Raw genomic sequence first — 13529 nt, 5'->3', positions numbered from 1 at the left:
AGCGGGCATCTTAGTCGACGCCCGCTTACATTTCCTTAATTATATTTTATATACGCGCTGAAAATTCAACAGCTAATTCTTCAGGCGTCATCTTTTTTGGCAGCGGCCTTTTTAGCCGGCGCCTTTTTGGCGGCAGGCTTTTTCGCTGGAGCTTTTTTCTCGGCCGCAGCTTTGGGGGCAGTTTTCTTGGCCGGAGCCTTTTTAGCGGCAGGCTTTTTCGCCGGAGCTTTCTTGGCGGCAGGCTTTTTAGCCGTTTCAGCCGCTTCGTCTTCTTCCAGCTTGGCGATCAGGTCATCGCGGGAAACAGCCTTTTCAGTGAGTGTTGCCTGTTCAAGAATAAAGTCGACCACTTTTTCCTCAAACAGCGGCGCACGGACCTGGGCCATGGCCTGCGGGTTGTTCTGGTAGAATTCGAACACCTGCTTTTCCTGCCCCGGGAAACGACGGGCTTCCTGGGCAATCTGGCGGGTGACTTCTTCCTGGCCGACAGTTACTTTATTCTGCTGGCCGACTTCGGAAAGCAGCAGGCCGAGACGCACGCGGCGCTCTGCAATGGCCTTATACTCTTCTTTCACGTCATCACCGGGTTCTTCGATATCTTCCGGTTTCACGTCGGCGTCACCCTCGGCAGCCTCGCGATACATGTCCATCTTCAGCTGATTCCAGATCTGCTCGAATTCCATGTCGACCATGCCTGAGGGAACATCAAAATCAACCATCTCGGCCAAAGCATCCAGCAGGGAACGCTTCAGGCAGGTACGTGACAGGCTGTCCGTTTCCTGGGACAGCTGCCCCTTAATGGCTTCTTCAAGAGCCGCCAGGTCGGACAGGCCCAGCCTGGTCGCCAGCTCATCGTCAACCTTGGCATCTTCAGGCTTCTGTACTTCCTTGACCTTAACTTCAAAGACAGCAGCTTTACCGGCCAGGTCTTCGGAGTGGTAGTTTTCCGGGAAAGTAACGTTGACGTCTTTCTCGTCACCGGCTTTTACGCCAACCAGCTGTTCCTCGAAACCGGGAATGAAGGTGTTGGAGCCGAGCACCAGCTGAGTATCTTCACCGGCACCGCCTTCGAAAGCTTCACCGTCAAGCTTGCCAACGAAATCGATCAGAACCGCGTCGCCGTCCTTGGCTTTATAGGTTTTGGCAGCGGCCTTGTAGTTTTTCTGCTGTGCGGCGATTCCTTCAAGGGCTTCCTTGATCTGCTCCTTTGACGGTTCGGCCACCAGTTTCTCAAGCTTCAGCTTGGAAAGGTCAGGAATATCAAACTGGGGAACAATTTCCAGATCCATGGTATATTCCAGGTCCTTGCCTTCTTCATAGCCTTCATCAATGGCGATGTTCGGCTGGGTCGCCGGACGGACCTTCTGTTCTTCCAGGACATCCGCAGATGTGGAATTGATGGTTTCCTCCAGCACCTGCCCCATCAGGTTTTTGCCGTGGAGTTTCTTCAGGAGGGAGATCGGCGCCTTGCCCGGGCGGAAACCCGGCATTCTGATCTGGGCGCGAACCTTCTCCAGTTCACTGTTGAGTTTTGCCTCGATGTCACCAGCCGGAATGACAACCTTGTATCCGCGTTTGAGACCTTCAGAATTTGTTTCAGTTACCTGCATTGTTCGCTCTGTTTTTTACGCGGCCGCCTTGGCGGCCTGTTGAAATTAATCCCTCACCTCGATGATGGGTAAATCCGTTGAATTTTCGCGGCCATTTGGTGCGGGTGGAGGGACTTGAACCCCCACGTCCGAAGACACTAGAACCTAAATCTAGCGCGTCTACCAATTTCGCCACACCCGCAAATGTCCATCATGGCATTCAGACCCGCCTTTATAGTCATTTGCGAACAAATTTCCACAAAAAAAGATGACAGATTTTTTTCCGACCTTTTGGCAGGTCGGGGCCATCCCGACTGACAGGCGTGACAGAGGCGAAATCAGAACCTCCCGTCTGACCTCCCGGGGCACATTAATGCAGCTTTTCCCTGAGTTTTTCAAGTACTGTCGGCAAAGAAGGGGAAATGTCTTCTGCCGTCAGGCCGGCCCCGAACACCCGGGCGGCTTCCGCGTGCAGCCAGACCGCGGCCGATGCGGCCTCGAAGGCCGGCATGCCCTGGGCCAGGAGCCCGGTCACCAGGCCGGACAAAACATCCCCGGATCCGGCAGTAGCCAGGTCCGCCGGCGCATCGTCCATGATTACGGCTCGCCCGTCGGGACTGACCACCACCGTATCCGGGCCCTTCAGCAGCAGCACCGCCCCGGACCGTTCGGCGGCCGTGCGCGCGCCCTTGAGCCGGTCGAAGCCATAGGTTCCCTCCATCAGGTCGGGAAACAACCGGCCGAACTCTCCTGCATGCGGAGTAAGGACGACTTCCCTGCTCATGTTTTTCCTGTCGTCACTGCCAATAGCCGCAAAAAGCTCTTCCGGCCGGTCCCGGAACACCGTGATGGCATCGGCATCAAGCACCGCCTGCTTTCCGGCGGCCAGAATTGCCAGAACCCTGTTGCGGGTCTCATTGGTCACGCCGTTGGCCGGACCGATGCACCAGGCGTTAAGCCGATGATCGGCCAGATAATCAGCAAACTGCTCCGGGGACTGATAGCTCCGGATCATCACTGCCGTCAGTTGTGCGGCATGGGCCGGCACCGCCTCGGGCGCACAGGCCACACTGACCAGGCCGGAACCGATCCTGAGCGCCGCCCCGGCCGCCAGCCTGGAGGCGCCGGTATGGGCCAGATCACCGCTGACGACCACGCTGTGGCCGCGGGAATATTTATGACCGGCCGGCGACGGCACCGGAAAAAGCTCGCCCCAGACGGCCGGGCTATTCAGCCAGGTTTGCGCGCCGATTTCATCCAGCACCCGGCCGGAGATCCCGATATCGGTGACATAGAGGTCGCCACATAGCGCCTTGCCCGGATAAAGCAGATGCCCCGGCTTGCGCCGGAAAAAAGTCACCGTGAGATCCGCCTCAAGGCAGCCGCCCAGCACCAGGCCGCTGTCGCCGCTGAGCCCGCTGGGCACATCAATCGCCACTTTTCGGGCATTGCTGTCATTGGCCGCCCTGACAATATCCAGAAGAGCACCCTCAAGCGGCCGGTCCAGCCCGGCGCCGAACAGGCCGTCGACGATAATGTCGTAGTCACCAAGCCCCTCTTCCGCCAATGGCTGGATTTCCCCGTCCCAGAGATCCGCCATGAGGCGGGCATCCCCTTTCAGCCTGTCCTTCGTTCCCATCAGCGTCACGGTCACAGGCCAGCCATTTTCTTTCAGGGCGCGGGCGACAACAAAGCCGTCACCGCCATTATTGCCCGGGCCGCAGAGCACCAGCGTGCGCCCCGGGTTCAGTTTTTCCAGGATAATCCGGGCAATGGACTGGCCGGCCGCTTCCATCAGCTGCCTTCCCTGAAGTCCCGCTTCAATGGTCAGGCGATCCGCCTCCCCCATCTCCATTGTTGAAAGCAAAACTTCCCTTGTTTCTTCCATCGGCCCGGTTACTCCTGATCATCGCTGAGCTGTATGTCAGCTTTCCTTCTTGCTGGCGACCCAGTCGTCCACCTGTTCTTCGAGGATAGCCAGCGGCAGGGCGCCGTCTTTCAGCACCACTTCATGATATTCGCGAATATCAAACTTGTCGCCCAGTTCGGCCTTGGCCTTTTCCCGGAGTTCGACGATTTTGAGCATGCCGATCTTGTAGGCCGTCGCCTGCCCCGGCATCACAATATAGCGTTCGATGGCCTTGACCACATCGCCCTTGGGGTTGGGTGTATTTTTCGCCAGATAGTCGATGGCCTGTTCCCGGGTCCATTTCTTGGCATGCAGGCCGGTATCCACGACAAGGCGACAGGCCCGCCACAGCTCCATGGCCAACCGGCCGAAATCCGAATAGGGATCTTCATAGAATCCCATTTCCTTGGGCAGCAGTTCCGAATAAAGTCCCCAGCCCTCGGTATAGGCGGTGTAGCCACCGAATTTGCGGAACTTGGGTACATTTTCCAGCTCCTGCATGATCGCCAGCTGCATGTGGTGCCCGGGAATACCTTCATGATAGGCCAATGCCTCCATCTGGTAGGTGGGCATATCGGACATTTTATACAGGTTGGCATAATAGATGCCCGGCCGGCTGCCGTCCGGCGCCGGACGACTGTAGAAGGCCTTGCCGGCGGATTTTTCCCGGAACGGCTCCACCGCCTTGACAATCAGGTCTGCCTTGGGCTTGGTGATAAAGACCTCGTCCAGATGTTCTTTCATGGTATCGATGATATCGGTGGCCTTGGCCAGATAGGCGGCCTTGCCCTCTTCGGTATCATCATAATAGAACTGTTTGTCGGTACGGGTGAATTCAAAGAAATCCTGCAGCGATCCCTCAAAACCGACCTTCATCATGATATCGCGCATTTCGCTGTGAATCCGGTCCACTTCCTTCAGACCCAGATCGTGGATCTGGTCGGCGGTCATGTCGGTGGTGGTGATCTGGCGCAGGCGGAAGTTATAATAGTCCGCCCCGTCCGGCAGTTTCCAGGCGCCGTCGTCGGTCGTGGTCATCTCCTGCTCGGCCTCGGCGACTTCTATCAGCTTCTCGAACGCCGGCTTGACGGAATTTTCAATCGCCGCTTCCGCCCGCTCGATCAATGCCTGCTTCCTGGCGTCATCAATCTCGATTTTGTCGAGCTTTCCTTTCAGGTCCGCCAGCAGGGCATGATCTTCCCCGCTTTCTTCCAGCGGTGCGCCCTTCAGCATGTTCCTGGCATCGCTGATAACATGATCATAAACAAATTTCGGCGGCAGGACGCCCATCTCTTCGCGGATTTTCAGCTGTTCAAATCGCTGGTCTGTCATCGCCTTGAGGTTTTCCAGCCGGGAGACATATCCCTCGGCGTCACTGACCGAGGAAATCCGGTGGAAATTGATCATGAATGCGGGCACCTGGGACTGCCAGCCGAACATCTGGTTCAGGGGATAGCTGTGATGGCGCCATTTATAGGCCTCAATCTCTTCGTTCAGTCCCCGCTCGAAAAGCCGGTAACTGAGTTTGGTCGCTTCATCCAGTTTATCAAAATCAAAATCGCTTTTCAGGGTCGCCAGATCCCGCTTGGCTTTTTCCAGATCGCGGGCCGCCTTTTCTTCGGTATATTCATCCCACTGGCCGGAATTCTCCATCATGCCCAGATAGGTCTGGAATTCCGGACTGTCCATGACAACTTCCATGAAACTTTTTTCAAAGAATTCATTAAGCCGTTCGGATTCGGTTTGCGCCTGGCTTGCCGCCTCCTGGGCGACCTGGGTTGCCTGGCTTTGATTTTCCGCTGTTTTGTCACCTTCGGAACAGGCGGCAAGACCAAAGGCAGCCACAAAAGCGACGGTCGTAAGTAATTTGGATTTCATATTTATATCCCCTGGGATTTATGGTTATCTTGACGATGCGGTCAAGTGCATGTTTTGTGCGAACAGGGTAGCAAATAGAAATATTTTGTACAGCCCTGCAGACTGCATAAAGCGATAAAACCGGGGATCATTTTAGAGGGGAATGGGGCGAGTGACCGGATTTGAACCGGCGACATCCAGAATCACAATCTGGCGCTCTAACCAACTGAGCTACACCCGCCCTAAATGAGTAACGACCTTTTACGTATAGAAATATATGTCGTCAAGAAAAGTTTTCAATTTTCAAACGCTATTTTGCCCCGGTTCCGGCCAGACAATATCGCCCTACAATCTGTGCGATGGCTGCAAAATGATTATTTTTAGGGCACTATTTGCATAGTTTTTAATCAAGCCCCCATGGAACAAATTAAAAAAGTGTTATTTTTCCTTAATTGACGGATTTGGCACGAATAATGCTTATCAAGCCTGGAGTAATTTAATATTGTTAAATCTAACCTTGTCACTGATTGGTAAGTTCTCATGAAAAAAATTGAAGCCATCATCAAACCTTTCAAACTCGACGAAGTCAAAGAGGCGCTGCATGAAGTCGGCCTGACCGGTATCACCGTTACCGAAGCCAAAGGCTTTGGCCGGCAGAAAGGGCACACTGAACTCTACAGGGGTGCGGAATATGTTGTAGATTTCCTGCCCAAGGTTAAAATCGAAATCGTCCTCAGCGATGACCTTCTTGACCAGGCGTTGGAAGCTATTCAGCAGGCTGCCAAGACCGGCCGTATCGGGGACGGCAAGATCTTTGTAAGCTCCGTCGAGGAAGCGATCCGTATTCGTACCGGTGAAACCGGAGACGATGCCGTTTAGGTAAAACGGTATAAATGCCACAACACTAACATTAACTAACTATCAGACAGGAATATAAGAGAATGTCCGACGTAAAAACTATCCTTGACACAATTAAGGAAAAAGAAATCGCATTTGTGGATCTTCGTTTTACCGATCCCAAAGGCAAATGGCAGCACCTGACCATGGACTCCAGTGTTGTTGACGAAGACATGTTCGAAGAAGGTGTGATGTTTGACGGTTCGTCCATCGCCGGCTGGAAAGCCATCAATGAATCCGACATGATCCTGAAACTGGATCCCACTTCCGTCACCATGGACCCGTTTACCGCCCAGCCGACCATGGTTGTTTTCTGCTCCATTCTCGAGCCCGGCACAGGTGAAGGCTACAACCGCGATCCGCGCTCCACAGCCGAACGCGCCGAAGCCTATCTGAAATACTCCGGTATCGGTGATACAGCTTACTTCGGCCCCGAGCCGGAATTCTTCATGTTCGATGAAGTAACTTTCGACAACCAGTACAACAAAGCTTCCTACGAACTGGACGATGTTGAAGGTCCGTACAAATCCGGCACCTCAATGGAAGCCGGCAACTATGCTCACCGTCCGGGCGTTAAAGGCGGCTACTTCCCGGTTGCACCGGTTGACTCCTGCGTCGACATCCGTGGCGAAATGGTTTCCATCATGAAAGAACTGGGCCTGCCGATGGACAAGCATCACCACGAAGTGGCTGCTTCCCAGCATGAACTGGGCATGATGTTCGGTACCCTGACCCAGACTGCCGACCGCGTGCAGATCTACAAATATGTGACACACCAGGTTGCTCACAGCTACGGTAAAACGGCCACCTTCATGCCGAAGCCGGTCGCTGCTGACAACGGTTCCGGCATGCACACCCACCAGTCCATCTGGAAAGACGGCGAGCCCCTGTTCGCCGGTAGCGGTTATGCCGACCTGTCCGACACCTGCCTGTACTACATCGGCGGCATCATCAAGCATGCCAAGGCCCTGAACGCCTTTACCAATGCGTCCACAAACAGCTACAAGCGTCTGACACCTGGCTTCGAAGCGCCGGTACTGCTGGCCTACTCTGCCCGTAACCGTTCCGCTTCCTGCCGCATTCCTTACGCGACAAGCCCCAAAGGCAAGCGTGTTGAAATCCGCTTCCCGGATCCGACCGCCAACCCGTACCTGGCCTTCTCTGCCATGCTGATGGCTGGCCTTGACGGTATTGAAAACAAAATCCATCCGGGCGATGCCATGGACAAAGACCTGTACGCCCTGCCGCCGGAAGAGCTGAAAGAAGTACCGACTGTTGCCGGTTCCCTGCTTGAAGCCCTGAACGCACTGGACGCCGACCGTGAATTCCTGAAAAAAGGCGACGTCTTCTCCGACGACCAGATCGATGCCTACATCGAACTGAAAATGGAAGACGTACACGCTGTTGGTCTCGCACCGCACCCGATGGAATTCCAGCTCTATTATTCTGTATAATAGACAAAATAAACCATTTGCGAAAAAGGCTCCCTGTCCGGGGAGCCTTTTTTCTTGCACCTACATATTAGCTAATTATTAATTTTTACCGGGCAAGGTAGGTATGCTATTCTGCTAAAACGAAGTAAAAAGAAAAATATTTAATGATTGCAATAGCTTCAAAAATGTCTGGTGATGAGCAATACCTGAAATTTCAGAAAAAAACAGAGGGAGAGAATATTAACTCCCAAACATTGCTTGCGACCGATTACCTCAATCATTTCAACGAAGTACATATGCTTCTTGATATGCTGCCGGATATGCCGGACTGCCTTGAAGATGTGCAGGAATGGAGCCCCAAGTCCTATCAGAACCATTTTCGTGACAGCGCTTTTGCCGCCCGGGACCTTGCGGTTGAAGCTTATGACCATTCTCCTGCGGAATATCGGGTACCCTTTGAAAGCACTGTGCAGCAGATGGACCAGCTTGTTCTGGAAACCGTCAGCAAGGTGTCTGACGCCATCAATAACTCGCAGAGCGACAAACTGATAGAACTGGTAAACGCCTACCGCCCGAAAATGGAAAAGCTCATTGAAGACTGCGGTGCAATCATCAATGGCGCCAGGGGCGTTGCCCAGCAGCAGGATATCGACAGCTATTTCTCTGAAGAAATCGATGAATCCGGCCTGGACCAGGGCGCCATCGACGATCTTTTCAACTAAGTCCCTAGAAGCCGTCTACGCAAAACCGTACCAACCGGTCCCTGGTTTCTTCCCATGACCTGACTTTGCAGTTGTTATGGGAAAGAATACCGATCCGGTCCAGATGGTTGATGGTGTGGTGCTGGGCGCCCAGGGTGAAATGGATACGCCAGTAGATATCCTCTTCGGACAGTTCCGGATGAATTTCGCGGATATAGGGGATAAACTTGTCATAGACCGCAACTTCCTCCTCCAGGACATTGGCCATGTCGCTGGCTTCCTCCAGATAGGCACGGGCAATAAACTTGATATAAACCGACAGCCCTCCATCCTCGTCATGCAACCATCTGATCGGAGGGGAAAGCAGCGCGCTGATCAATTCAAACATGGTGATCTGGCGGCCCTCTTGTTCCGCCGCTTCCGCGGCAGCATGCAGGAGGTCCAGGCGCTGACGGTTCATCTCTTTACACCGTCGCCGGTAAACCGCCTGGAATAACCCCTTCTTTGATCCGAAATAATAATTTACCGCCGAAAGATTAACGCCGGCCTCGGCGGTGACGGCCCTTACTGAGACACTGGCGAAACTGCTTGTCGAAAACAGTCTTTCCGCCACATCCAGGATTCTCTCCCGCGAGTCCGGTTTGCCCGTTGTTTTCTTGTCCATACTCGTTCCTACACCCCTTAATTTCTACTAAAATACTGTTTAAAACGCCTGTTTTAAACCAGTTTAATGATCTGTGGCTATTTTGTTAAGTCGGAAATATACTTTTTGTTCGTATAAAATAAATATTCAAAAAATTAATACACAGGGCGGGTGAATTGCACTATTAGTACACGCATAGATTTCCTGTCCTATTTTTTAGATATATAGAGCCCGCAATGAACAAGTCATATATTACAGCCGGCGTCATTTTGCTATTGGTTATCCTCTGGATTACATCCGGAATATTGTTCCCTTCGCAGGAACAACATGACACGCAAAACGCTGCTGGCGCGCCATCCGCCGGACAGGAAGAACAGATCGCATCCGTATCTGTCATCCGCCTGAGTTCAAAACCTTATCGCCGGGAAATTTCCGTCCGGGGATATACGGCCGCCTTGCGTCATGTCAACATTACCAGCCAGACCAAAGGAAGAGTGGCTGAACTGCCGGTGGAAATCGGCAGTCAGGTAAAGGCTGGCGACATCATCTGCCGCTTGTCCGTTGATGACAGGGAAGCCAATTACCAGGAAGCCCTCGCCCTGAAGACCCAGCGGGAGCTGGAATATAAGGCGGCGCAGGAACTCTCCGTCAAGGGATACCGTTCCGAAACCAAAGCCCTGGAGGCAAAAGCCCTTCTCGATGCCGCCGTAGCCCAGGTCACCAAAATGAAAGTGGAACTGGACCACACATTCCTGCGCGCTCCCTTCGACGGTATTATCAATGAACGATATGTGGAAAAAGGCGCCTACCTCAAGGAAGGCGACAGTTGCGCCCTGTTGATGGAAGAAACCCCTTTCCTGGTTGTCGGCGACGTTTCCGAGAAAGATGTGGCGCTTCTCCATACAGGACAAAAAGGGGCGGCCCGCCTGGCCGACGGGGCGCGAATCGAAGGCGAAATCCGCTTTATTTCCTCTATCGCCAATGCGGACACACGCACCTTCAGGGTGGAGCTCAAAGTGGACAACAGCAACGCCGGCCTGCGCGACGGCATGACCGCGGAACTTTTGCTGCCCGCCGAAGAGGGCCGGGCCTATTACCTGTCCCCGGCCTACTTCGTCCTGAACAGCGATGGCGTGGTCGGTGTTCGTATCGTTGACGAGCAGAATATAGTAAGATTTGTACCGATCGATATTCAGGGATCAGATGCAAAAGGGGTCTGGCTGACCGGCCCGGCTGAGAACAGCCGGTTGATTGTTACCGGCCAGGATTTCGTCAGGGATGGACAGAAAGCCAATCCTGTGCCCACCGAAAATCCCGGCCTGATACCGGAGGCTGCCCAAGATGAATAGTATCATCAACGCAGCGATAGAGCACTTCCGGGTCGTTCTGCTTTGCCTGGCTCTGATTTTTATTGGCGGCTCGGTCGCCTATATGACTATTCCCAAGGAAGATCGCCCGGACGTAACTATTCCGCTGGTTTATATCCACCTGCACCATGACGGCATTTCACCTGAGGATTCCGCCCGCCTGCTGATTAAGCCCATGGAAGTGACCCTGAAAACCATTGAGGGGGTAAAGGAAATTCGCGGCATTGCCCAGGAAAACGGCGCCAGTATCATTGTCGAATTCACCGCCGGAACGGATCCTGACCTGGCCATCCTTGATGTGCGGGAACAGGTGGACAAGGCCCGTTCCGAACTGCCCGAAGAAACCGACGAGCCAAGTGTCAACGAAATCAGCACCGCCATATTCCCGATCCTGACCGTGGTTCTTTACGGCGACGTTCCGGAGCGGGTCCTTTATAATCTGTCCCGGCGGCTCAGGGATGACATTGAAACCATCCCCAGTATCCTGGATGCAAAGGTCAACGGAGACCGGGAAGACCTGCTCGAAATCATCATCGATCCGTTGAAGCTGGAAAGTTACCAGCTGTCGCCGACGGATATCCTTACCGTGGTCAGCACCAACAACAAGCTGGTGGCCGCCGGCTCACTGGACACTGGATCCGGGCGCTTTTCCGTTAAAATCCCCGGCGTTTTTGAATCCGCCCTAGATGTGTATAACCTTCCTCTCAAGGTATCCGGTAACAGCGTTGTCACCCTGGCTGACGTCGCTGAAGTCCGCCGCACCTACAAGGAACCCACGACCTATTCCCGGTTTAACGGCAGATCCGCGGTCTCCATTTCCCTGACCAAACGAGCCGGCGAAAACACTTTCGACGCCGTCGCCCGGGCCAAGGCCATTGTGGAAGAAAGCGCCAAAAACTGGCCGAAGGGTTTACAGCATGCCTATCTGGGCGATCAATCTGTGGAAGTACGTAATTCCATCAGCAGTCTGCAGAATAGTGTCATCTCCGCCATTCTGCTGGTGGCCATTGCCATCGTTATCGCGCTCGGCAACCGGGCGGCTTTCCTGGTGGCTGTAACCATTCCCGGTTCTTTCCTGTTGTCCATTTTCCTGCTGGAAATGTTTGGTTTCACCATCAACCGGATGGTGTTGTTCGGCCTGATCCTGTCCGTCGGATTGCTGGTGGATGGGTCCATTGTGGTCAGTGAATATGCGGACCGGAAACTCCATGAGGGGCTGGACAAGAAGGAAGCCTACAAACTGGCGGCCCAGCGCATGGCCTGGCCCATCCTGGCGTCGACCGCAACCACCCTGGCCGCCTTCTTTCCGTTGCTGTTCTGGCCCGGCACTCCGGGGGAGTTCATGCGTTATGTGCCCCTGACGCTGATCTATACGCTCAGCGCCTCTTTCCTGATGGCCCTGATCTTCATGCCGACCCTGGGAAGCAAAATCGGCAAAAGAGAGGGTTTCTCCTTTGACGCGGCAAGCAAACTTGCGGCAAGCGACCATTTCAGCGCACGGAATGTTCCCGGCCTGACCGGTACCTATGTCCGCCTGGTGGACCGGCTGATCCGCCACCCGTTCAGGGTAATCGCCGTTATTTCAGTGATTATTGTTGCCGTCTTTATCGTGTTTGCGAACGCCCGGGTTCCGGTAGAGTTTTTTCCCAAGGGAATAGCCGACAAAGTGATGATTAATATCCATGCCCGGGGGAACCTCTCCCTGGACGAAAGGGACATTCTGGTACGGTCGGTGGAGCGGCGAATTGCACATGTCGACGGCATAGAAACCAGCCAGACCCGCACTGTGACCGGCCTGGAATCCAGCTCTGACGCAACGGAAGATGTCATCGGCCAGATCATTCTGAACTTCGAAAACTGGAAGGAACGTCGGGACTCCGATGAAATCATCGATGAACTTCGCCGGAAAACGGCGAATATTCCCGGGCTTGTCGTCGAGATTGTTTTGCCCAAATTCGGCCCCGAACAGGGCAAGGACATCCAGATAGAAGTCAAGGCAGACGATATCAGAAAAGCGGCGGCTGCCGCCAGTCTGGTTTACCAGAAACTGGAGACCATACCGGGGCTCTCAGACCTGGACAGCACCCTGCCCCTGCCCGGTATCCAGTGGGAGCTGAAGGTTGATCGCGCCATGGCCGGATTGTACGAAACCAGCCTGCTGAGCGTCGGCAATATGGTTCAGCTTGTCACCAACGGGGTCAAGGTCGGCGAGTACCGCCCCGACGACACCGATGATGAAGTGGATATCAGGGTTAGGTTTCCGGAAAAATACAGGAACCTGGAACAGCTGGATGATGTCCGGGTCTGGACAAGAGAAGGTCTTGTCCCGATCAGCAATTTTGTCAAACGGGAAGCCAAACAGAAAATCAGCAGCATCGAGCGGATCGATACCCTGCCCACCTTCAAGGTGCGCTCCAACGTGGTGGACATCAAGACCCGCAGCACCATTGTCGCCGAGTTGCAGCAGTGGCTGTCACAACAGCAATTTGATCCGTCCGTCAAAGTCAGCTTCGCCGGTCAGGATGAAGACCAGAAGGAGGCTTTTGAATTCCTGATCGAGGCCTTCATCATGGCGCTGTTCCTGATGTGCCTGATCCTGGTGACCCAGTTCAACAGTTTTTACAACGCATTCCTGATTCTGCTCTCCGTGCTGCTGTCGACGGCCGGGGTTCTGATCGGCATCGTCCTGTTCGACCGCAGCTTCCAGGTTGTCATGACCGGGGTGGGTATTATTTCCCTCGCCGGTATTGTCGTGAACAACAATATTGTTCTGATCGACACCTATGACCGGCTGTACAAGGCGGGGGCCGACGCCTATGACGCCATCGTCCAGACGGTGGCGCAGCGCCTCCGGCCGGTGATGTTGACCACCGTCACCACAGTCATCGGCCTGATGCCCATGGTGTTCCAGATGAACATTGATTTCGCAAACCGCACGCTTGAAGTGGGCTCCCCCTACTCAGCAGTCTGGGTCGATCTTGCCCTTGCGGTTTCGGTCGGGCTGGTTTTCGCCACGGTGCTGACGTTGCTGCTCACCCCCTGCCTGCTGGCCGCCAAGGTGAAAATCTCGCTTGTGATGGGCAAACGGCGTGACCAGAAAGAGGAAAAGCGCAAGCTGAAAAGGGTGGCCTGA

Annotated in this window: 9 protein-coding genes and 2 tRNA genes; 5 read left to right on the top strand and 6 right to left on the bottom strand. The window is 54.2% G+C overall.

Going from position 1 to position 13529, the window contains the following annotated elements:
• Positions 1-80: 80 nt before the first annotated feature.
• From tig to FIV46_RS01980, 5 genes are all read right to left on the bottom strand, one after another.
• Complete coding sequence (tig, locus tag FIV46_RS02000) at positions 81-1610, bottom strand: trigger factor (RefSeq protein WP_139938125.1); 1530 nt, start codon at positions 1608-1610, stop codon at positions 81-83.
• Positions 1611-1706: 96 nt separating this feature from the next.
• A tRNA-Leu gene (locus tag FIV46_RS01995) sits at positions 1707-1791 on the bottom strand.
• 168 nt (positions 1792-1959) lie between these two features.
• The gene (locus FIV46_RS01990; protein WP_139938124.1) at positions 1960-3477 is read right to left on the bottom strand and encodes an NAD(P)H-hydrate dehydratase; all 1518 of its coding nucleotides are present in this window, start codon (positions 3475-3477) and stop codon (positions 1960-1962) included.
• 36 nt (positions 3478-3513) lie between these two features.
• Complete coding sequence (locus tag FIV46_RS01985) at positions 3514-5376, bottom strand: DUF885 domain-containing protein (protein ID WP_139938123.1); 1863 nt, start codon at positions 5374-5376, stop codon at positions 3514-3516.
• Between the two features lie 143 nt (positions 5377-5519).
• Positions 5520-5596: transfer RNA gene (locus tag FIV46_RS01980), tRNA-His, on the bottom strand.
• 299 nt (positions 5597-5895) lie between these two features.
• Between FIV46_RS01980 and FIV46_RS01975 the strand changes: the two genes are divergently transcribed.
• The 3 genes from FIV46_RS01975 (at position 5896) to FIV46_RS01965 (ending at position 8407) form a co-directional block, all read left to right on the top strand.
• Positions 5896-6234 (top strand): P-II family nitrogen regulator, encoded by a 339-nt coding sequence (locus FIV46_RS01975; RefSeq protein ID WP_139938122.1) that lies wholly within the window; start codon positions 5896-5898, stop codon positions 6232-6234.
• A gap of 62 nt (positions 6235-6296) precedes the next feature.
• Positions 6297-7706, top strand: a complete 1410-nt coding sequence (gene glnA / locus FIV46_RS01970) for a type I glutamate--ammonia ligase (protein WP_139938121.1) — start codon at positions 6297-6299, stop codon at positions 7704-7706.
• 275 nt (positions 7707-7981) lie between these two features.
• A complete protein-coding gene (locus tag FIV46_RS01965) occupies positions 7982-8407 on the top strand; it encodes a hypothetical protein (protein WP_181163012.1) in 426 nt (141 codons plus the stop codon).
• A 4-nt stretch (positions 8408-8411) separates the two neighbouring features.
• On the opposite strand, the gene FIV46_RS01960 is transcribed toward FIV46_RS01965, so the two are convergent.
• A complete protein-coding gene (locus FIV46_RS01960; RefSeq protein WP_139938120.1) occupies positions 8412-9050 on the bottom strand; it encodes a TetR/AcrR family transcriptional regulator in 639 nt (212 codons plus the stop codon).
• Positions 9051-9265: 215 nt separating this feature from the next.
• Here FIV46_RS01960 and FIV46_RS01955 point away from each other — a divergent pair, with 215 nt between their 5' ends.
• Complete coding sequence (locus FIV46_RS01955; protein ID WP_139938119.1) at positions 9266-10378, top strand: efflux RND transporter periplasmic adaptor subunit; 1113 nt, start codon at positions 9266-9268, stop codon at positions 10376-10378.
• On the top strand, positions 10371-13529 hold the full coding sequence (locus tag FIV46_RS01950; RefSeq protein WP_139938118.1) for an efflux RND transporter permease subunit: 3159 nt from the start codon (positions 10371-10373) through the stop codon (positions 13527-13529). Before FIV46_RS01955 ends, FIV46_RS01950 begins: the two co-directional genes overlap by 8 nt.

It is taken from the genome of Emcibacter nanhaiensis, assembly GCF_006385175.1.
Taxonomy (GTDB): Bacteria; Pseudomonadota; Alphaproteobacteria; order Sphingomonadales; family Emcibacteraceae; genus Emcibacter; species Emcibacter nanhaiensis.
Note: the sequence above shows the minus strand (reverse complement) of the source record. Positions and strands in the feature narration are given on the sequence as shown.